Annotated in this window: 13 protein-coding genes; 6 read left to right on the top strand and 7 right to left on the bottom strand. The window is 53.3% G+C overall.

The annotated features are described in order from the left end of the window. Positions 1 to 33 precede the first annotated feature (33 nt). From ABV300_RS05110 to ABV300_RS05100, 3 genes are all read left to right on the top strand, one after another. Complete coding sequence (locus ABV300_RS05110; RefSeq protein ID WP_353713831.1) at positions 34 to 2,385, top strand: endonuclease MutS2; 2,352 nt, start codon at positions 34 to 36, stop codon at positions 2,383 to 2,385. Between the two features lie 116 nt (positions 2,386 to 2,501). Beyond that, on the top strand, positions 2,502 to 5,687 hold the full coding sequence (locus ABV300_RS05105) for a histidine kinase N-terminal 7TM domain-containing protein (RefSeq protein ID WP_353713830.1): 3,186 nt from the start codon (positions 2,502 to 2,504) through the stop codon (positions 5,685 to 5,687). Beyond that, on the top strand, positions 5,680 to 6,315 hold the full coding sequence (locus tag ABV300_RS05100) for a response regulator (protein WP_353713829.1): 636 nt from the start codon (positions 5,680 to 5,682) through the stop codon (positions 6,313 to 6,315). Before ABV300_RS05105 ends, ABV300_RS05100 begins: the two co-directional genes overlap by 8 nt. 7 nt (positions 6,316 to 6,322) lie before the next feature. Here the strand turns inward: ABV300_RS05100 and ABV300_RS05095 are convergent, their stop codons facing one another. Beyond that, complete coding sequence (locus ABV300_RS05095) at positions 6,323 to 7,150, bottom strand: ABC transporter permease (protein ID WP_353713828.1); 828 nt, start codon at positions 7,148 to 7,150, stop codon at positions 6,323 to 6,325. Further along, positions 7,150 to 8,127 (bottom strand): ATP-binding cassette domain-containing protein, encoded by a 978-nt coding sequence (locus ABV300_RS05090; RefSeq protein ID WP_353713827.1) that lies wholly within the window; start codon positions 8,125 to 8,127, stop codon positions 7,150 to 7,152. The genes ABV300_RS05095 and ABV300_RS05090 overlap by 1 nt, the downstream gene beginning before the upstream one ends. Before the next feature lie 222 nt (positions 8,128 to 8,349). Here ABV300_RS05090 and typA point away from each other — a divergent pair, with 222 nt between their 5' ends. Together typA and ABV300_RS05080 are read left to right on the top strand one after the other, a co-directional pair. Then, complete coding sequence (typA, locus tag ABV300_RS05085; protein ID WP_353713826.1) at positions 8,350 to 10,185, top strand: translational GTPase TypA; 1,836 nt, start codon at positions 8,350 to 8,352, stop codon at positions 10,183 to 10,185. Between the two features lie 12 nt (positions 10,186 to 10,197). Further along, positions 10,198 to 12,036, top strand: a complete 1,839-nt coding sequence (locus ABV300_RS05080) for a Maf family nucleotide pyrophosphatase (RefSeq protein WP_353713825.1) — start codon at positions 10,198 to 10,200, stop codon at positions 12,034 to 12,036. Here ABV300_RS05080 and ABV300_RS05075 read toward each other — a convergent pair. From ABV300_RS05075 to glnA (ABV300_RS05060), 4 genes are all read right to left on the bottom strand, one after another. Next, positions 12,033 to 13,058, bottom strand: coding sequence for a nitrogen fixation protein NifH (locus tag ABV300_RS05075; RefSeq protein ID WP_353713824.1), 1,026 nt, complete (start codon positions 13,056 to 13,058; stop codon positions 12,033 to 12,035). The two genes, ABV300_RS05080 and ABV300_RS05075, sit on opposite strands and share 4 nt — an antisense overlap. 509 nt (positions 13,059 to 13,567) lie before the next feature. Next, complete coding sequence (locus ABV300_RS05070) at positions 13,568 to 15,313, bottom strand: NAD+ synthase (RefSeq protein ID WP_353713823.1); 1,746 nt, start codon at positions 15,311 to 15,313, stop codon at positions 13,568 to 13,570. A gap of 33 nt (positions 15,314 to 15,346) precedes the next feature. Continuing rightward, on the bottom strand, positions 15,347 to 16,243 hold the full coding sequence (locus ABV300_RS05065; RefSeq protein WP_353713822.1) for a Hint domain-containing protein: 897 nt from the start codon (positions 16,241 to 16,243) through the stop codon (positions 15,347 to 15,349). 163 nt (positions 16,244 to 16,406) lie between these two features. Further along, the gene (glnA, locus tag ABV300_RS05060; RefSeq protein WP_353713821.1) at positions 16,407 to 17,759 is read right to left on the bottom strand and encodes a type I glutamate--ammonia ligase; all 1,353 of its coding nucleotides are present in this window, start codon (positions 17,757 to 17,759) and stop codon (positions 16,407 to 16,409) included. A gap of 207 nt (positions 17,760 to 17,966) precedes the next feature. On the opposite strand from glnA (ABV300_RS05060), the gene ABV300_RS05055 reads away from it, so the two are divergent. Beyond that, entirely contained in the window at positions 17,967 to 20,030 is a 2,064-nt protein-coding gene (locus tag ABV300_RS05055; protein ID WP_353713820.1) for a bifunctional mannosyl-3-phosphoglycerate synthase/mannosyl-3 phosphoglycerate phosphatase, read from the top strand. A gap of 81 nt (positions 20,031 to 20,111) precedes the next feature. Here the strand turns inward: ABV300_RS05055 and glnA (ABV300_RS05050) are convergent, their stop codons facing one another. Further along, positions 20,112 to 21,548, bottom strand: a complete 1,437-nt coding sequence (gene glnA / locus ABV300_RS05050; protein ID WP_353713819.1) for a type I glutamate--ammonia ligase — start codon at positions 21,546 to 21,548, stop codon at positions 20,112 to 20,114. Positions 21,549 to 21,643 lie beyond the last annotated feature (95 nt).

Here is a 21,643-nt window from a genome sequence, read left to right as displayed (position 1 = left end):
CGACAGGGCTATTTATGGTGATACAATACGCGCGTGCATGAGAAAGATCTGACCCTCCTCGAATTCCCCCGCATCAGGGAAATCGTCTCCGGCTATTGTTCTTTCTCGACTTCCCGCGCCCTGGCTCTTGAACTGCTGCCGTCGGCGGAGCTTGATCAAATCAAGCTCCGCCTGGCCGAATCCGCGGAAGCGCGGCGTCTCCTGGAACTGGAACCTGGATTCTCCATTCATGGATTGTCCGACATAGCGGAACCAGCACATTATGCCGCGCTGGGACGGGTGATGGAGCCGAAAATCCTGGCAGAAATCCGTAAATCCCTCGGTCTGCTGCGCCGGTTGAAGAGCAAACTGGATGAGACAGCAGCTTCAACTCCGCTGTTGAACCAGGCCGCCTCCGACATCGGTGATTTTGCCTATCTGGAAAAGAGCCTGGACAAAGCCATTTCGCCTGAGGGCAGCCTGTTACCTCACGCTTCCGAAAGATTGAGCCTCATCCGGCTCCGATTGCGGACGAAACGGGCTGAGGTCATGGAACGCCTCCAGGATTTCATCCAGTCGGATAATACCCGCCGTTATATCCAGGAACCCATTATCACTGAGCGCGAAGGCCGCTTCGCCATCCCGGTCAAGGCGGAGCACAAAGGTGAAATTAAGGGTATCGTCCACGATGTTTCCAATTCAGGCGCCACAGTCTTCGTCGAACCTTTCGCCACGCTCGATCTCGGCAATGAATTCAAAGAACTTGAAATCGAGGAGATGCGGGAGATCGAGCGTATCCTGACCGAGCTCTCGGCTCAGCTGGGAGCACTGGCGCCTGCCATCGAAAATAGCCTTTACGCCGCAGCCAAAATCGATTTCGCGTTGGCTAAAGCCCAATACGCCAAGCGCGCCGGAGCCCGTGAGGTAGAGGTTTATGAGCCTTCGGCGACTGACCCGGTGATGATTCGGCTTGACACCGCCCGTCACCCGCTGCTGGGAGCCGGGGCGGTCCCATTATCCATCGAATTAGGCAAAGATTTCTCTATTTTAGTCATCACCGGCCCCAACACCGGCGGCAAAACGGTGGCGCTGAAGATGATTGGCCTGCTGTGCCTCATGACCCAGGCAGGGTTGCCTGTCCCGGCTGGGGATAAAACCAGACTGCCGGTTTTCAGGGGCATCTTTGCCGATATCGGCGATGAACAAAGCGTCCAGGCGGCGTTGTCTACCTTCTCCGGCCACATGAGCAATATCGCCCGGATCCTCAACAACCTGAAGGAAAAAAGTCTGGTACTACTCGATGAGCTCGGCGCCAGCACCGATCCCCAGGAAGGTTCAGCAATCGCAAGAGCGGTCCTGCTGCATCTTCTGGCCAAAGGAGTGATCGGCGGGGCGACGTCTCATTTTACCGACCTAAAAGTATTCGCCCACGTAACCCCAGGTATGCAAAACGCCTCGTTCGATTTCGACCCGCAAACGCTGGCTCCAACATACCATTTAACTCTCGGAATGCCCGGCGGCTCCAACGCCATCGCAACCGCCGCCAGATTCGGAATTCCAGCCGAGGTTATCGGGCAGGCCGAGGCGATGCTGACTGAAGGCACCCGGCAGCTGGAACAACTTCTGGCTGAACTGCAGGTTGAAAAAAAACGCCTGACCGATATTGAAAAATCCCTGGAACGTGAAAAGGAACTTCTCCAAAAGCAGAACCGGGCATTAGCGTTGGAACTGAAAACATATAGAGAAGAAAAACAGGCCATCATCCGGCAAGCCCGAGACAATGTCATAGAAGAAGTGGCAGCGCTTCAAAAAGACCTGAAGCAGGCCCGTAACGCCTTGGAGCGTCAGAAATCGGAAGCGGCTCTCATATTGGCGCGGAACGTGTCTGAGGACGTCAGGGAGCGGTTGAAAAAGGGCATCTGGCAGGCGACGGACTCCGATAAGCCGGACATAGACGAAGGTCAAATCGCCGCCGGCGACCGTGTCTGGTTGAAAGAAGCTGAGGTCGAAGCGGTGGTACTTTCACAGAATGAGAGAACCGGCCAGGTGGAAGTGTCTTCCGGCCCTTTGCGTTTTAAACTGGGCAGGGAAGGCGTCACCAGGTTGACCGGGAAATCAAAGGATCCCAGGCCGGCGGTCCAGGTCTTTTCTTCAGGCCGAAACGCCAGGCTGGAACTTGACCTCCGAGGCAGAAGGGCCGAAGACGTTTCACCTATGCTTGACGAATTCCTAGACGATGCCGCGTCCGCCAATCTCCCGGAAGTTCGTGTTATTCACGGGCACGGCACCGGGGTTTTGCGAAGCATTGTCCGTGAACTGGCAGCCAGGCATCCACTGGTGTCCTCGCTCTCCGCCGCCCCGCGTGATCAGGGCGGCGACGGGGCTACAATGCTGCGCCTGAAATAATCAATTTTCATGCTTGTTAGGATATTGACAGTTTGGCGGGCTATGAATAATATTAGGCAGATTAATGGATCCTCAACCTGATATCACCCAACCGCCGCCGGCATGAAGGTTTGACCATGCCGCCTGTTTCACCTGCGTTCATCCTTACTCCCTACACCATAGTATACTTCCTATCTTTTGTGATTTGCGCCATCGCCGGCGGGGCGGCCTGGCGACGCCGTAAATCAGCCGCCGGTTACTGGCTTTCATGGTTGATGGCCGCTGCTTCCATATGGTGTTTTTTCGGCATGTTGGAAGTGTCGGCAACAGCCACCGATGTGAAAGTTCTCCTTTCAAAACTGGAGTATATCGGCGGTTTAAGCGTGCCGGTGTTGTTCGTCATATTTGCGCTGTCTTACACCGGGCAGCAGCGCTGGATCACCAGACGAAATATCAGCCTGGCATTCATCATACCCGTCTTAACTCTTATATTGACCGCCACCAATGAAGCCCACAGCCTGATCTGGACGTCCTTCGAACCGGGTCCCGCGGGCTCAAATTTGATTTACTATATTCATGGACCCTGGTTCTGGTTCTCCAATATTGGCTACACAAGTCTGTGCGTTCTTGCCGGAAGCCTGCTCGTCGTCCGTTTCGCTTTTAATGCAAACAAGGATTTCCAACCGCGTACCGCTCTGGTGGTTATCGGCGCGATAGTGCCCTGGGTGATGGGTTTTCTTTACGTTTTCGACATTAATCCTCTGCCCGCCTTCGATCTGACCAGAGTCGCCTTCTCATTTTCCGGCCTGCTGTTTCTCTTCGCCATTTTACGGTGGCGCCTGCTGGATATCATGCCGGTTGCCTACAACGTTGTCCTGGACGCCATCCCTGACGGTATGCTGATAATCGACAAACACAACCGGATCGTTGATTTTAACCGGGCTGCCGTGATGATGATTGAGGCAAGCCAACCGATTTCGCTCGGCCTGCGACTGGAGGCTCTGATAAGCGAAGCGCCCTGGTTTGCTGCCATCGCCGAAACTATTTCAACTCCGGCCGGACTATGCCTCAAGACGCCCACTGGCCGTCATCTAGAAGCTGGGGTCACAGACCTGGGTGGCGAACATGGCTCCAAAGGAAATCGCGTGATCTTTCTAAAAGATATCACCGAAGGCAAAGCAGCGGAGCAAGCCCTGACCAGGAGTGAAGAGCTGTATCGCTCGCTATTCGAGAATATGTTGAACGGCTTTTCTCATTGCCGCATTATTCTGGAGGATGATTTACCAGTTGATTTTGTCTACCTTAACGTTAACCATACCTTTGGCGAGCTGACCGGGCTTAAGAATGTCATAGGAAAACGGGTCACCGAGGTAATTCCGGGTATACGCCAAACTAATCCGGAATTACTTGAGATTTACGGTAGAGTCGCCGCCACAGGCATTCCGGAAGCTTTTGAGACATATCTCCCAGTTCTCGATATGTGGTTTGATATCTCAGTGTATAGTCCGGAACCCGGATATTTCGTTGCCGTTTTTGATGTGGTTACCGAGCGGAAACGGTTCGAAACGCAGTTGAAAAAAGCCGCCTCAGATTGGGAAACTACATTTGATTCGATTACCGACGCAATCGCTATCATCGACGCCGACCATCGGATCGTCAGGGCAAACCGGTCTTTTGCCGCCTTATCCGGCATGTCCGGCGGCTCTTTGGTTGGCCGGCACTGCTATGAGATTATCCATGGCACTGATAAGCCGATACCCGGGTGCCCCCATATTTGCACTTTGACTGAGTGCCGCCAGGCCACGGCTGAATTTCCGGAACCGGCGCTCGGCCGCCATGTCGAGGTTTCGACATCGCCGCTCCTGGGAAGCGGCGGAAACTGCATCGGTTCAGTCCATATCATCAAAGACATCACCGAACGGAAAAAAATCGAAACCACGCTGCAGGAAAGCGAATCGCGCCTGCGGTCGCTGTATAACAATATGGCTGAGGGCGTCGCGCTTCACCACCTGATATTTGACGATTCCGGTCATCCGGTAAACTACCGGATCATCGATGCCAATCTCCAGTTAGAGAGAATACTGGGTATTGACCGCGAGGCAATATTGGGTAAAACAGCCACTGAAGCCTACGGGGTTCAAGAAGCGCCTTACCTTTCTGAATATTCCGAGGTAGCTCTCTCGGGGCAACCGGCACGTTTGGAAACCTACTTTCCGCCGCTTGACCGCTATTTTGATATTTCTATCGCTCCGTGGGGTCAACAGGGTTTCGCGACTATTTTTACCGACGCAACCGAACGGCAAAGAGCCTGGGAGGCGAAATCAAGGCTGGCAACCATCGTTGAGTTCTCCGCCGATGCCATGATCGGCCGAGATTTGGCAGGCCGGATAACCAGCTGGAACAAAGCCGCGGAGAGGATTTTTGGATACTCGGCGGAGGAAATGCTCGGCCATACCAGTGAACTGTTGATGCCGGATGGCGATATTACTTCGATTGATAACGTACTGGGGCAAATCCAGCGGTCAGGCCAGAGCATTTCATTTGAAACCTTGAGAAACCACAAGGATGGAACCGTCATTGATGTTGCCGTCACCATTTCCCCAGTCAACGACACTGCCGGGAAAGTCATCGGATTCTCCTCAATCGCCCGCGATATCACTGAAAGCAAGAAATCGGCCGCAAGAATCAAGCGGGCTTTAGAAGAAAAAGAACTTTTACTCAAGGAAATCCATCACCGCGTCAAGAATAATATGCAGGTGATCTCCAGTCTGCTTAAGATGCAAAGCCGTTTCGTCTCCGACGAACCCACACGCCAGATGCTGCGTGAGAGCGAAGAGCGGATCAAGAGCATGTCCCTCGTCTATAATAAGCTATATGAATCTGCCGACCTGGCGCACATCAATATCCGGGACTATGCTCAGGAACTTGTTCACAATCTAAGCCACGCTTACTCTATGTCGCCAGGTATAGTCAGGATATCCACGGAGATTACCGAAGCGGCTTTCGACCTTGATACCGCCGTGCCGATTGGATTGATCATCAATGAACTGGTTACAAATTCCTTGAAATACGCTTTCCCGGACGGCCGCCGGGGGGAAATTATAGTATCGCTGAAAATTGAGAACAGCCGCTATTCGCTTTCAGTCAAAGATAATGGGATCGGTCTGCCGGAAGGCTTCGACGCCCGCGGCGGCCGCTCGCTGGGCTTGAGATTGGTTACGGCGCTGGCCGAACATCAGCTTGGCGGTAAAATGACTGTTAAGAGGGACGCGGGCACCGAGTTCAGTTTCGTGTTTGAGCAGGGAGGACCCAATCATGGCTAAAGCCAGGTTAATGGTGGTTGAGGATGAGGCCATCACCGCGGAAGATATCAGGAGCAGCCTTGAAGGCATGGGGTACGATGTAGTCGCGGTGGCCGCCACCGGCGAAGAAGCGCTGCGGATTGCGGAAAAACTTAAACCTGATCTGGTACTTATGGATATCGTCCTTAAAGGTGGGCACTCAGGCATAGCCACGGCTGGAGAACTGCGCCGCCGGTTCTCGGTTCCGGCGGTCTATTTGACCGCATACGCCGACCCGGCAACCCTCGCTCAAGCAAAACTCGCCGAGCCGCTGGGGTTTCTGACCAAGCCCTTCAACGAAGCTGACCTAAGGGCTTCGGTGGAAATGGCTTTATATAAAGCCGGAGCTGAAGCGGAGAGGCAGGAGCTTATCCGTAAGCTTCAGGAGGCTTTGGACAAGGTTAAAGTGCTTTCGGGTCTGATACCAATTTGCGCCAGCTGTAAACAGGTCCGCAATGACAAGGGTTTCTGGCAATCTGTCGAGAACTACATCACCGAACACTCCGAAGCTGACTTCACCCATGGCATCTGCCCTGCCTGTGCTAAAAAACTCTACCCGGAATACTTTGATCAATTATATGGCAAAGGCAGCGGCGGCACACCGGAGTGATGGGTTTTTACTGCTTTCTACGGTAAGCTTTGATAGCCAGTGGGCCGAAAACAGCCAGAAGCCCCAGACTCACTGCCAATACCAAAATTGTCTCTCCCGCATCAGCCTGCCCGGACATCAAGCCCCTGACCGCGGTCACCAGGTGGGTGATCGGATTGACATTCACAAAAGCTTCAAGCCAGCCAGGCATGGTCTGAGGCGATACAAAGACGTTGCTGGCGAAGGTCAAAGGGAACAAAATCATCATGGTTACGCCCATAAGGGACTCCGGAGTCCGCATCACCAAACCCAGGGCAATCCAGATCCAGGACAAGCACGAGCAAAAAATCAGAAGCAGCCCGACCGCCAGCAGTACGCCCGGCAAGCCTGCTTCCGGGCGGTAGCCGAGTACCACTCCCAAAAGAATCATCACCATGGAAGCCATGGTGTAACGAGCGGCGTCAGCCAGAAGCGCTCCAACGATAACCGCGGGCCGCCAGATTGGCAACGAGCGAAACCGGTCAAAAACCCCTTTTTTAATATCTTGATTGATCCCCAGCCCTGTATATATCGTTATCAGACTTACCGTCATCACCAGGATACCCGGCAGGACGAATTGAAGATACTCACCGGTAGAACCGGCTAGGGCGCCGCCGAATAGATAAGTAAACATCAAGAGGAAAATCACCGGCGAAGCGGTAACATCAAAAAGCTGTTCCGGAACGTGTTTGATTTTCAGCAGCGCCCGCCAACTGAAAGCGAGAACAGTTGAAATCGCCGCGAGGCGCGGCGGTCTTTCTTTTATTGATATGACTGTCTGCAAGGTATTGGGCTGAAATCCAAGCTGGTCGTTCATTACTGTGGGTCCTTGTTATGGACGATGCCAGAAGTATGGCCGGTCAACGTCAGGAATACCTCATCCAGGCTGGGTTGATCGTAAGAAAAACTGGTTGTCCCGATACCGATTTCTGATAGATTCCATAATATCCTGGCTGCCGTGTCAGCGTCTTCCACACGGACGGAAATCTCGGCGTCGTCAGATTCGAGCCGGACGGCGCTGCCATGTTGCGACGACAATATATCGAAGACGGTCGAACGCCGCCCTGGATCAGCCAGTCGGAGATGAAAGACTCTGGTGCCGACCATGGCTTTGAGTTGCCCGCTGGTACCCTCCGCTATAATCTTGCCGTTGTCGATAACGGCGATGCGGTCAGCCAGTTGATCGGCTTCCTCAAGATATTGGGTTGTTAATAGAATAGTGCAGCCATGCCCGGAAAGTGAGCGTATAATATCCCAAACCTGGTTGCGGTTGCGGGGATCCAGGCCGGTAGTTGGTTCATCTAAAAAAAGCAGGTCCGGAGTCACGACAATACTGGCGGCGATATCTATCCGCCGCCTCATACCGCCTGAATATGTTTTAACTGTACGTTCGCTGGCTTCGGATAGCTTGAAGGCTTCCAAGAGCTGCCAAGCCCTTTTCTTAGCTTGAGACCAACTGTAACCTTGAAGGCGAGACAGTAGAACAAGATTTTCTCGACCGGTTAAATCCTCGTCCACTGAAGCGAACTGCCCGGTGAGGCTGACCCGCCGACGTACCTCGTCCGCTTCTTTGACCACATTATGGCCAAAGATCCTGGCTTCGCCGGAATCTGGGCGCAGAAGGGTAGCCAGTATTCTGATAGTTGTAGTTTTACCGGCGCCGTTCGGCCCCAGAAAACCGTATACAGATCCGGCGGCAACCGCCATATCAATGCCGTCAACAGCCTTTACGGCACCGAAGGTCTTAACAAGATTTGAGGTTTCAACGGCTAAACGTGAGGTGCTGTCCGCCAAATATATCTCCTAGAACTCGGTAAGTTTAATACTGCGGTCTTGAGTAGTCAATCTAGATAGGTTGCCATCCTGCCTAATAAACGTTAAAATGTATGTTAGATGTACCTGCTTCGGTCTGTTGCCTCGCTGCGGCGCCGCCGCTTCCGAATCTAGACGCTTCTGACGAGCGTCATTCTTGCGTTCCACCGAGTGTTCTACCGTGCCGTTTTATAAGGAGATTCTGTGCCCAAGTACCGCGACGATATCCGCAACATAGCCATCATCGCCCACGTTGACCATGGCAAAACCAGCCTGGTTGACGTGCTGCTGAAACAGAGCCACGTTTTCCGCGAGAACCAGGAGGTCGGCGAACTCATCTTGGACCGCAACGCCCTCGAGCGTGAAAAAGGCATCACCATTCTGGCCAAGAATACCGCGGTGGAATACCGAGGCCACAAGATCAACATCATCGACACTCCCGGCCACGCCGATTTCTCCGGCGAAGTGGAGCGTGTTTTGAACATGGCCGAGGGCTGCCTTCTACTTATCGATTCGGTCGACGGGCCGATGCCCCAGACGCGCTTCGTGCTGAAGCAGGCGCTGGACAAGAAATTAAAACCCATAGTGGTCATCACCAAGATGGACCGGCCGACGCGCCGCATCAAGGAAGTTCTGGCGATGACCCAGGATCTGTTCCTGGAGCTGGCGACCGAGGATTCTCAATTGGACTACCCGGTCATTTATTCGACCTCCCGGGGCGGCTACGCCACTACCGATCCTGATGCCGTGGGTGCCGACCTGGTACCTCTCTTTGAATGTATCCTGAAAAACATACCGCCGCCGGAAATCGAAGAAGGCCCGCTGCAGCTTTTGGTTTCCAACCTGGACTATTCCACTCACAAAGGACGCATTGCCATCGGCCGCATCCACCGCGGCAGCATCTCGCCCCGGGACTCGGTCGTGGTAATCGATAAGCATGGTGAAGACCATCGCTACTCCGTGAACGAGGTCTTCACCCACATGGGCCTCGGCCGGCTGGAAGTCGAAAGAGCCGAAGCAGGCGATATCGTGGCGGTCACCGGTATGGAAGATGTCAGCATCGGCGATACCATTGCCAGCCCGGAGCAGCCGGAGGCCCTGCCCGGCATCACCATCGGCGAACCGACGGTGAAAATGACCTTTGGTGTAAATACTTCACCGTTCGGCGGCCGTGAAGGTAAATACTGCACTTCACGCCAGCTTCGAGCCCGTCTGTATCGCGAACTGGAGACCAATATATCGCTCCGCGTCGAGGATACGGATTCGCCTGATGTCTTCCTGGTTTCCGGACGCGGCGAACTTCACTTATCAATCCTCATCGAGACCATGCGACGCGAGGGTTACGAGCTGGAGTTGTCCAAGCCGGAAGCGATAACCAAGACGGTCGGCGGCAAAGTGATGGAGCCGATGGAATCTCTGACGGTTGACACTGTCGATGAGTGCATCGGCGACCTGACCGAGATGCTGGCCAAGCGCAAAGGCCGAATGACCAATATGCACCATGACGACATGGGCAACGTGCGCATGGAATATCATATACCCACCCGCGGCCTCATCGGCTTCCGCAGCGGATTCCTGACCACCACACGCGGCCGCGGCGTGATGAACACTTTGTTCCTTAACTATGAACCATGGCAGGGTGAGATCGGCACCACCCGTTCGGGCGTGCTCATCGCCGCCCAGGCCGGCACCGCGGTGACTTACGGCTTGAACAACGCCCAGGCCCGGGGCCTGACATTCATCGACCCGATGACCGAGGTTTACGAGGGGATGATCGTCGGACTGCACGCCAGAGGCTCCGACCTGGTGGTCAATGTCTGTAAAGAAAAGAAAATGACCAACATTCGGTCGTCAACTTCCGACATCGCCCTGAAACTAACCACCCCGGTCAAGATGTCGCTGGAGGAATCGCTCGACTTCATCGAGGATGACGAACTGGTTGAGGTTACGCCCAAAAACATCCGTCTGCGCAAGAAGTTGCTGTCAGCGCATGACCGCAAGCGCGCCGGCCGCGGCGGTCCTGAAGAAGCCGACGAGTAGCATGACTGTCTGATGGTCGAACAATTCGATAGTATTAAGGTCAAACTCGAAGGCATTGGAGAATTCGGCGAGGCTGCTTCGGCATACCAGGGGTTCCGAGTCTCGGTTTTCGGCGGTATACCTGGGGAGACGGTCGAAGCAAGGGTCATCCGCATCAGCCACACTGGACTCGATGCTGTCGTAGAAAAGGTCATTGAAGCTTCACCCGACCGGCGGTCCGCGGTTTGTGAAAAATTCGGTGAATGCTCCGGCTGTCAGTGGCAGCATATCAGGTATTCCCGCCAGCTTGAACTCAAGCAAGAACTGGTTCGCCGGGCGCTTAAGTCTCAAGGGCTCGACTCAGCAGGCGTCCAACCGGTGCAGGCCTCTCCTGATGAGTTCGGCTACCGCAACCACGCCCGGTTAACGGTACGCCGCCGTATCAACCAAATCGGTTTTATCAACCGGGTTAGCCGCCGTTTCGTGCCGATCGATCAGTGCCCGATCATGGCTGAGGGTATCAACAGCCTCATGGCTGCTCTTTTCGGCCGCTGCGCCGAAACCACCCAGTTCTCCATCCGCTACGGCATCAACACCGACGATTATCTTATCCAGCCGCGGATGCTGAATCCGGAGATTACTGTGACCACCGGTCAGCCGCACTACTTTGAGGTTATGAGCGGACGTAAATTCAGGGTGTCTTCACCTGCGTTCTTCCAGGTCAACACACCCCAGGCGGAAAGATTGGCTGACCTCATCCGCACCAGGCTGCAACTGTCGGGCAGCGAGACGATTATTGACGCTTACGCCGGTGTTGGCACGTTCGCCGCTCTGCTTGCGCCCTACGCTAAGAAGGTCATCGCTATCGAGGAGTCCGGAGCCGCGGTCAAGGACGCTCGGGTCAATGTTCGCGACATCCCAAACATCGAACTATTGGAAGCAAAAACCGAATCGGTGCTGCCTCACCTCGGCCGGCTGGCTGACGCCATCATCATCGACCCGTCACGCTCTGGCTGTCATCCGGCCGTCCTGAAATCCCTTAGCTTCTACCCGCCGAAGCGTCTGGTGTATGTCTCCTGCAACCCCGAAGCCTTGGCCTGCGACCTGCGGGTGCTGACCCGCGGACCTTATGCCGTTAACGACATATCTCCGGTCGACCTGTTTCCCCAGACCTACCACGTGGAGACATTGGCGACGCTGATACTCGACGAGAATAAAGAAAAGAATTTTCACGCCCGACAGAAACTGGTGCTCGCTTCAGCTTCGCCTCGGCGCAGTGAAGTACTGACGGCGATGGGGCTTGTATTCGAGGTGGCCGCGTCTGAAATCGCCGAGGCGCTGACCGAAGGTTTGTCGCCGGAGGAGCAGGCAAAGGCTCATGCTGTAAACAAAGCCGCGGCCGTCGCCGAACGGTATGGCGCCGGCACCATTATCGCCGCGGACACTATCGTCGTTTCGGGCGATGAAATCCTTGGTAAACCAGGTTCAGCGGAAGAAGCGACGGCGATGCTGCGAAAGCTCCGCGGGAAAACTCATCGCGTCGTCAGCGGTGTCGCCGTCACCGACGCGGCAAACGGGGAAGATATAGCCGGTTTCAGCACCACCCTGGTCACAATGAGGCACTACACGGATGAAGAGATAGAGCATTATGTAAAGACTGGCAGTCCGCTGGATAAGGCCGGGGCTTACGGTATTCAGGACAAAGCCTTCAATCCTGTTTCCCACATCAAAGGTTGTTATTTGAATGTCGTCGGATTGCCGGTTTGCTTGATGCAGGGACTCCTTCTCAAGCTCGGCGTACACCCGACTGTCTCAACGAATTGGCGGCCCGACGGAAATTGCCAGGATTGCCGGAAGTGGCAGTGCGCCTAATTGGGAAAAGCCGCCTTCAAAGTCCTCAACACCCGCAGCGTAACCCATTTGCTGGGCTTGCCCTTCGCCTCAATATCCGATGCCATCTTGCCGTTGTAGGAGTACTCCATAGGCCAGCGTCCCGCGGCATCCTGTTTATCCATCACCAGTTGCCAGACGTTCTGAAGCCGAGGATCACCGCCCCTGCCAATACGGGATAGAATTTCAAGCACCTCCAGCATATCGGAGATATAAAAGTTCGGAAAGCCGAATTTCAACCAGTTTGCGCTGACTTTTCCACCTTCCCGGTATGGATAATTGCATTTTGTCAGGTCTGTTCCCAATAAGAAAGCGATTCCTTTGTTGATAGCCTCAACCATTATTGGGGTCCGTTCGTGCTCCGGGACCGCGGTCATGGCTTTCATTGCTTTTACTGCGCCCCAGGCGCAGGGTTTGCCTCCATTGGCACCACAAACAAAATTTGACCCGAATGTATACCGGTAATACCTGAGGGGGTTATCACTCCCGCCTTCAGCAATACCTTCTCCCGTAATCAGGCGGGCTTGAAGTTCGATCGCCTTTTTCATCCTGGGATCATCCCCGAGCCCGAGCATTTGCATAGATTCGCCAAGATAGCCGGCATGGCAGTGTATTAATCCTGAATTGGTCCCGTTGTAGCTGAACCAGCCGACCGGAGCCACTGTTTTCTCCAGAACATATTCTACCGCCCGCAATACCCGGGGTTCTGCCACATCGGCTCCCAATTGCGCTAACAGTGCCAGCGACCAGACTGTGCCGGTGTATTTTGGACTGTATCCCGGACCTGGTTTTACCCAGTAGCCACCGGGCCGCTGAGCCTCAAGCACCTTGGCAATGGGGCCGGTTGAAAATCCGTCTTCCCTTGCTTTCGCCAATTCAGGATCGGTATACGACAACCCCGTCAGGTCACGTAGTGCCAGGTATCTGACTGCGAGGTTCTCGGCGTCCGGTTCGAGAAGCCAGGCAATAGACCCGGCTTTGACTTTATCGCGCCATATTGCCACTTATCTCTCCGTTACCAATACTTAATCCCGCCGTTTGTGCGCTTCTTCTCCGTCATGATCAAGCATCCAAAAAAATGCGCTGATTGATCCAAATCCCATAGTGACGAACCCGATAAATGCGACCCTCAACGCTTTATCAAAATCAGATACCACCATTGTTGAAGAAGCGCTGAAGACAAGAGCGCCAATCCATATTACACCCAGCCTCAGCCATAACCCTGGTTTGATCATGATTAATCAAGCTTTCGGCAGACCTGACAATAGTCTTTCACTTTAGCACTTCCGAACGGACAGTCGCGACCACAATTATTTTTCATCATTCCGCCAAAGCCACGAAAAGGAGAGTACTACTCCAACGCAAGTCAAAATAAAACCTGCAATCCCGAAAAACAAAGCAAGTATTTCGCTATGACCTAAAATCATTAGCGCTAAACCTGAGAGAATAATGCCTATCACTATGATAGCTAACCGTAACCAAAGAGCCCGTTTAATACCAATACTCTGGATTCTCATTTAAAGTCTCCCCACTCCCTAAATTTGTTGGTGATGGGCAGCCGCCTGTCACGGCCGAATGCCTTGGGTGTGATCTTAATTCCCGGTGGCGCCTGCCGCCGTTTATACTCACTGCCGTCGACAAGCCGGGCAACCTTTTTGACTGTCTTCTCGTCGTACCCCTGACCAACAATCTGCTCCACGCTCTTGTCCTCCTCGACATAGGCCAGGAGTATCGGGTCCAGCAGGTCATAGGGCGGCAACGAGTCCTGGTCGGTTTGCCCCGGCCGCAGCTCGGCTGACGGAACGCGTTTCAGCACGCCTTGAGGCACCAGATCGAATCCGGCCGAATGGTTGCGATATTGGCAAAGCTGGTAAACCAGTGTTTTGGGTACGTCTTTGATAATAGCGAAGCCTCCAGCCATATCGCCGTAAAGAGTCGTATAGCCCGTGGCGACTTCACTCTTATTACCGGTGTTAAGTACCAGCCATCCAAATTTGTTGGACAATGCCATTAACAGGTTGCCGCGGATACGGGCCTGTATGTTCTCCTCAGTGACGTCTGGCTCGATGCCGGAAAAGACACCTGAAAGACTGTCGAGGTAGGCCTGATAAGCCTGTTCGATGGATATTTTTTGGGTTTGTATCCCCAAATTTACCGACAGTTGTTCAGCATACTCAGCGGAAAGGGGCGATGAGAAACGCGATGGCATAATCAGCCCGTGGACGGCGTCTCTCCCGAGGGCATCGACGGCGATGGTAGCAACGATCGATGAATCGACGCCTCCGGACAGCCCGATGACGACACCTTTGAACCCGTTTTTATGTATATAATCCCGGGTGCCGAGCACCAGGGCTTTGTATACTTCAGCCTCGGGTTCGAGTAATGCCGAAACCTGTTTTTCCAGCGCGGTGTGCCCTGCACTCGCTTTTGACCCAACTACTTCGATGCGCTTACCGGGACAGCCGCAACTCAATTCTACATTCTTTTTGGACTGTACCGGATCTTGCTGCCGTTTATTGAACACACTGCCAACATCGAGGTCAGCCACCAGCAACTCTTCCTCGAATTGACGTGCCCGGGCGACGGTGTTGCCGCGCTCGTCGAAAATGACACTCGCGCCGTCGAAGACCAGTTCATCCTGACCGCCAACCATATTGCAAAAAGCCACGATAGCCGCGTTATCAATGGCGCGGGCGCTGAGCATGCGCTCCCGGAAATGATGCTTGCCGTGATGGTAAGGCGAGGCCGAGATATTTAGAATAACCTCGGCGCCGGCGCCTGCTTGGGCGGTAGCCGGTCCGGTTTCGAACCAGATGTCTTCACAGATATTGAAACCTACTCCTACGCCAGCCACACCGAATACCGGGCAGGCTTTCCCGGCGTTAAAGTAGCGCTGTTCGTCGAAGACTCCGTAGTTGGGCAGGTGTATTTTATGATAGATAGCTACAAGCCGCCCGTCATGGATAATACCAGCCGCATTATACAAATCCGATTTGCGATCGACGAAGCCGACAACGGCGGTAATGCCGCGGGTTGCGGCGGTTACTTTGTCCAGCGCCTTGATGTTGGCGTCAATGAAACTGGGTTTAAGTAACAGGTCTTCAGGCGGATAACCGGGTACAGCCAGCTCCGGGAAGGCAACAATATCGGTGCCGGCGGCCCGAGCTTTTTCGATATTATCTACAATCAGCCGGACGTTCCCTTTGAAATCGCCGACGGTGGAGTTAATCTGGGCGAGTGCGATTCGCAGCTGTCTCATATACAGCTATCGTATGAGGCTCCAGAACGGTTGTCAAGAGACAGGAGGAGTTTGATCTTTTAGAGTGGAGGCCAGGAGTATCCCATCAGCCCAGTAATAGCCCGTTGTACCGGCGGGCAATATGTCATAGGTGCTACCATGATAAGAAATGACCTGAATGCCAACGATGACCGATCCATCTAAAACGTCGCCGTAGTTAAACTCCCCCAACACGTCACCGTTAATTGCCGGGTGGCCAGCCGACGCGGTCAGGCTGCGGCCATCGGCAAGGGTGAATTTCAGTAATTTGAAGAACGCCGGAGCCGGTGTCATCCCGATTTCCAGAATTGGCGCGGCCACCCTCTGGTTATTATCGCCTAGCGTCCAAACCTCCATGCCAACCGCGAGGTCTTCGACCGCCACCAGGCCATTAGGTGTGCCAACAAGTGTGCCTTCAGCGAGACAAATCGGACAGGTATTGTAACTCGGTTCTCGCCGTGTCACACTGGTTCGGCCGTCAGTGGCAATATTGCCGAATATTCGCTCACCTTGCTCTTCTCGCCCAACCAGAATAACGAAATTAAAACCGTGGCTTGCTGGCAGAAATTCAATAACAGCCAGATTCAATAGTTTGTGCTGACGGTAGACCAACAGTTGCTCCTCGCTGGTGTAATTGAGCTTATGTTTCAGCCCGATGCGCTGGACTATGGCATCGAACTCCTCGGTGTGGGAGCGAATACCTTCGAACTGGTTGATGGCGTTTTGCAGTTCTCTTTCCAGACTGCCGATGGGAAAGAAATCAGGGTCGCACCAGAAGATGTCAGGAAACGCGTCCAGTAGCCGGTAGCGGAGTTCGGTAGGCGTTAAAGTTGTTGGAGAAGTCGGAGGGGTGCATGACGCAACGCCCGTTATAATGATTGCGGTTAACGCGAACAGGAGAGTTCTTTTCATTCGCCTTGCTTCCGGAACGCACCAATTCCATTATATCCTTCTTCCCGTTTCAACGCAGTAACCGGAAAGTGTTATGAAAAAATTGGCGTCTGTTTGCAACCTCTGCCATAGATAAAGTTAAGGGGACGAGCGTCCTGGCCGTCCCCTTTATTCTTTCCGGGTTCTAGAGTATCGGCAGGTATCGTTCACGTTCCCAATCGGTCACGTGTATGCGGTATTTGTCGCATTCAATGCGTTTGTTTTCAATAAACGCATTGAATACATGATCGCCGAGAGTCTGGCGCATCAAATCGCTGTTCTCCAGAAGGCAGACTGCCGCGTCGAGGCTGCCGGGCAACGTTGCGATGCCACGTTCGTGTCGCTCCTGGTCGGTCATCTCGTAAACATTCTCCTCTATCGGTTGAGGCGCTTCGTACCTCTTCTCGATGCCTTCCAGGCCGGCGGCTAGCATTACTGCGAAAGCTAAATACGGATTGCATGCCGGGTCAGGCGAGCGTAACTCGATGCGGGTTGATCTCTCTTTTCCGGGGCGGTATTCCGGTACCCGAACCAGATCGGAACGATTACGGCGGGCCCAGGAGAGATAGACCGGAGCTTCATAGCCGGGAACCAACCTTTTGTAAGAGTTGATCCACTGGTTGGTTACGGCGCAAAACTCAGGAGCGTGTTTTAAGATACCCGCGATATAGTGGCGGGCTATCGCCGAGAGGTGGTAAGGATCGGTAGAATCGAAAAACGCGTTGTTCTCTCCTTTGAATAACGACTGGTGGCAGTGCATGCCGCTGCCGTTGACGCCAAAGACCGGTTTAGGCATGAATGAGGCGTAGACGCCGTTCTGCCTAGCGATTTCCTTTACCACCAGCCGGTAGGTCATGACATTGTCAGCCATGGTCAAGGCGTCGGTGTACTGTATATCGATTTCATGCTGGGATGGGGCAACCTCGTGGTGAGAGTACTCCACGGCGATACCCATCTTCTCCAAAGTCAGGACTGTTTGGCGGCGCAGGTCGGTGGCAACGTCCAATGGAGTTAAGTCAAAATACCCGCCCTGGTCGAGAAACTCGGTGCTTTTCTGGTCGCGGTTCTCGTCTTTAAAGTAAAAATATTCCAGCTCCGGCCCGACGTAGTAAACATAGCCGGCCTCCGCGGCGCGTTTAAGCATCCGCTTGAGGACGTAGCGGGGATCCCCCTCGAATTGTTCGCCGCCAGGTTTCTTGATATCGCAGAACATGCGGGCCACCGCCGCTTCGTCTTTAGGCCGCCAGGGCAGCGGCTTGTATGTGTCTGGGTCCGGCAAGGCGATCATGTCGCTTTCGTCAATACGGGCATAACCCTCGATAGACGACCCGTCAAAACCCATGCCCTCTTCCAGAGCTCCTTCAAGCTCCCCAACCGTGATGGCGAAGCTTTTAAGCTGCCCAAGGATATCGGTGAACCACAAACGGATAAATTTGACTTTATCCTCTTTGACGCGTTTCAGGACATATTCGACGGAATCGCTGCGCGATTTGACCATTGACACCCCTCCTGAATTCTTCACGCCGATTATAACAACCTGGCGTGTTAAAACAAACTTGGGCATGCTTATTAGGGAACTGGTTTACCATCGTTCATCCCGGTGTTATAATTGGGAGTTCAAAAATCAGGATCAACGTTCCCTCCTTTCGTCTATGCCGGCTCCTGATCAGCCGGCCCGTTCAATCAACCAACCGGAGGTATCGCAATGCGTTTAGAACGCACCCGTCAGACTGAACACATGGGTTCGATTTCCTTGTACGGCGTCCGCCGAGTGCTCGAACTGGATTCAGGCGTTAAAAACCCTCAAATCAACGAAGCTGCCGAGGTCCAGAAGATCGAGCGAGAATCTATAGATGAAATCGAAAAAAAGCTGGCCATAGTTCTGCCGATAAAAAACGAGGACCTGAAAGTCTTCGAAGGTGTTCTCTCGGCTATCCCTCATGACTCTTTTATCATCGTTCTATCCAACTCTCAGCGAGGCGAGATAGATACCTTTAGGATTGAGCACGAAATCCTGAACCGCTTTTGCCAGGTGACCCGCCGCCAGGCAATGATAGTGCACCAGAAAGATCCTGCTGTAGCCAGGGCATTAGCCGATGCTGGTTATCATCACATTCTGGGAGACGATAAACTGATCCGAAACGGTAAGAGTGAGGGCATGATCCTTGGTATCCTGCTGGCTAAACTCCTGGGCAAGGAGTTTATCGGGTTCATTGACACCGACAATTACATACCCGGATCAGCCCTGGAATACGTCAAACACTATGCTGCGGCTTTCAGCCTGGCAAAATCACCCTACGCAATGACGCGGATTCAATGGCGCTACAAACCCAAGATAATGGGAGAGCTCTATTTTAAAAAATGGGGCCGGGTATCTGAGATCACCAACAAACATTTGAACAACCTTGTTTCAGCAATGGGGCGTTTCGAGACCGAAGTTATTAAAACCGGCAACGCCGGAGAGCATGCAATGAGCGTCGCGTTAGCTGAGCGGCTTACCTACGGTACAGGCTATGCCGTGGAGACTCAGGAGCTGATCTCCATTTTCGAACTGTTCAGCGGGCTTTTGCCCATCACCGACAAAGAAGTGTCTGAGAAAGGTGTTGAAGTATTTCAAACCGAGACAGTCAACCCGCACCTTCACGCTGACAAAGGGGATGAGCATGTGGTGCTGGAGATGATGTTGCCAAGTCTGTCGGTAATCTATCACAGTCTGCTGTGCCAGGAAAAAACCAAAAAGGCAATCCTTACTGAGCTTGTGGAAGCGGGCATCATTAAACCTGATGAGGAACCGATTAAGGTGCGTTTGATGCCGCCGCCCCAAAAAGCGGATCTGTCCAAATTCTCCGCATCTCTATCGCAAGAATATCCCCGGTTGTTCGTGCCTGAAGGTCAGCCGCTGCCGATAATCGGCGGGCGCGGGCCTAACGTAGCGGCGCGGCTGGTGGTGTTTTCGGACCTTGACGGAACTCTCCTGCATCCCACTTCATATTCCTACGCTCCTGCTTTAACCACGCTTCGCCGGCTTCAAGCCAGAGATATCCCTATTATTTTCTGTTCTTCCAAAACCCGTGAAGAGCAAGTCACGTTGCGGCAGGAGCTTGGGATTACCGATCCATTTATCGTCGAAAACGGATCAGCGGTTTTTATCCCCAAGTCATATTTCCGCTTACCGTTTTCGTATGATCGGGTATGCGACGATTACCTGGTCATCGAAATGGGAGTGCCTTATCAGGAACTGAAATTAAAATTGAATCATGTAATCGAAAACGTCAAGGCCAAACTCGCGAAAAACGCCTGGATGGGAACGCTTGACATAGCCTGCTTTGGCGATCTGACTGTCGAAGATATCGCCCGGGAAACCGGCCTTGGTTTGAAAGCAGCCGAGGCGGCGAAGCATCGCGAATATACGGAAACGATTAAGCTGCACGGGGGACGCCAGACTGTCGAATTCTTGCTCGCCGAGCTTAAAAAAGCGGGCCTGTCGCATGCTTTCGGAGGCCGTTTTTACACCGTCTCCGGCGGCAACGAAAAAGGCAAGGCGGTGAAACTATTGACTGAGCTGTATAAGCTGAATTACGGGGCGGTCATCACTACCGGCGTCGGTGACTCAGACAATGATGTGTCCATGCTGGCTGCTGTTGATCGCCCGGTTCTGGTCCAGAACCAATCTCTGCGCTGGGCAAAAGTAAAGCTGGTCAATCTGGTGTTTGCCAAAGGGGTCGGCCCAGAGGGCTGGAGCCGGGCCCTGGCCGACCTGGCAACATAATCACGATTTTTTCGCGCTTCTATAAACATCTCAGGCAAAATAAGCCCTCTCTTTCGAGAGGGCTTACTCATTGAGCACGACCTAAATGTCGAAATATAAATGAAACTCCCAGGGGTGCGGCCGCAGTCGGATGGCATCCACTTCCTGGGTACGTTTATAGTCCAGCCAGACCTCTATGACATCTTTTGTGAACACGCCTCCTTGCAGCAGGAAATCGTGGTCTTTTTCAAGGGCATCAAGCGCGGCGTCCAGCGACGAAGGCACGGTTCGGATCTTTTTAGCTTCGGCTTTGGGCAATTCATAAAGGTTCATGTCATGGGGCTTGCCGGGGTCAACCTTGTTTTGAATGCCGTCCAAGCCCGCCATCATCATCGCCGCGAGGCATAAGTAGCCATTAGCGGTATTATCCGGACATCTGAACTCCAAACGCTTGGACTTCGGGTTAGCGTTATACATGGGTATGCGCACCGACGCCGACCGGTTGCGGGCGGAGTACACCAGGTTGACCGGGGCCTCATAACCCGGCACTAGTCGTTTGTAGGAGTTAGTTGTCGGGGCGCAGATAGCCATCAGGGCGTCGGCGTGTTTCAACAAACCGCCGATATAGTATTTGGCAGTCTGTGATAAAAGAGCGTAGCCGTCTTTATCAAAGAACTGGTTCACGCCATCCTTCCACAAAGACTGGTGGACGTGCATACCGGAGCCATTGTCTTTGAAAAGCGGTTTAGGCATGAAAGTAGCGACTTTGCCGTCTTTCCGGCACATATTCTTAACGATATATTTGTACCACTGCATTTGGTCTCCCATCTTGACCATGGTACTGAAACGCATATCAATCTCGCACTGGCCCGCGGTGGCAACTTCATGGTGATGGACCTCGATTGGAATGCCGGTTTCCATCATTTTAAGGATAATCCTGCTGCGCAGGTCCTGCAACGAATCATGGGGAGGTACAGGAAAGTAGCCCTCTTTGTAGCGGGGTTTGTACCCCAGGTTATGAGGATTGCCGTCGCCGTCAATATTTTCCGCCCGGGCGGTGTTCCATGAACCTTCAACTGAATCGACATTGTAGAATGCAGTGTGTTCGTTCTGCTCGAACTGGACGTTGTCGAAGATAAAGAACTCCATTTCCGGACCCCAATAACTGGTGTCGGCGATGCCGGTGGTCTTCAGATACGCTTCGGCTTTTCGCGCGATAAAACGCGGGTCACGGGTATATGGCTTCCCCGAGGTTGGGTCAAAAATATCACAAATTATGGAGAGGGTAGGCACCTCGAGCATCGGATCCAGGATGGCGGTGCTGGCATCCGGCATCAGCAGCATATCGCTCTCGTTGATCGCCTGAAAACCCCGGATGGAGGAGCCGTCAAACCCGATTCCTTCTTCCCAGATATCTTCATCAAGTTCGCTCACCGGTATTGAAAAATGTTGCCACAGACCAGGCAGGTCGTTGAATTTGAAGTCCACAATTTGGATGCAGTTGTCTTGACAATACTTGAGCACTTCTTTCGGATTCATAAATCTCCTTCCATTCCAGCTCGCTCGCCGGATTATTTTAGATAATTCTACCGGTGGTATATTTCCAAAGGATTACAAGCTGCCGGTTTAAGGAT

The sequence above is a fragment of the Dehalogenimonas sp. 4OHTPN genome, assembly GCF_040448695.1.
Classification (GTDB): Bacteria; Chloroflexota; Dehalococcoidia; order Dehalococcoidales; family Dehalococcoidaceae; genus Dehalogenimonas.
Note: the sequence above shows the minus strand (reverse complement) of the source record. Positions and strands in the feature narration are given on the sequence as shown.

Bases quoted from the DNA above. Each gene is read 5' to 3' on its own strand.
- glnA (WP_353713819.1), bottom strand. From the start codon at position 21,548: ATGAATCCGAAAGAAGTGCTCAAGTATTGTCAAGACAACTGCATCCAA.
- ABV300_RS05065 (WP_353713822.1), bottom strand. From the start codon at position 16,243: ATGAAAAGAACTCTCCTGTTCGCGTTAACCGCAATCATTATAACGGGC.
- ABV300_RS05100 (WP_353713829.1), top strand. From the start codon at position 5,680: ATGGCTAAAGCCAGGTTAATGGTGGTTGAGGATGAGGCCATCACCGCG.
- ABV300_RS05080 (WP_353713825.1), top strand. From the start codon at position 10,198: ATGGTCGAACAATTCGATAGTATTAAGGTCAAACTCGAAGGCATTGGA.
- ABV300_RS05070 (WP_353713823.1), bottom strand. From the start codon at position 15,313: ATGAGACAGCTGCGAATCGCACTCGCCCAGATTAACTCCACCGTCGGC.
- ABV300_RS05095 (WP_353713828.1), bottom strand. From the start codon at position 7,150: ATGAACGACCAGCTTGGATTTCAGCCCAATACCTTGCAGACAGTCATA.
- ABV300_RS05055 (WP_353713820.1), top strand. From the start codon at position 17,967: ATGCGTTTAGAACGCACCCGTCAGACTGAACACATGGGTTCGATTTCC.
- glnA (WP_353713821.1), bottom strand. From the start codon at position 17,759: ATGGTCAAATCGCGCAGCGATTCCGTCGAATATGTCCTGAAACGCGTC.
- ABV300_RS05105 (WP_353713830.1), top strand. From the start codon at position 2,502: ATGCCGCCTGTTTCACCTGCGTTCATCCTTACTCCCTACACCATAGTA.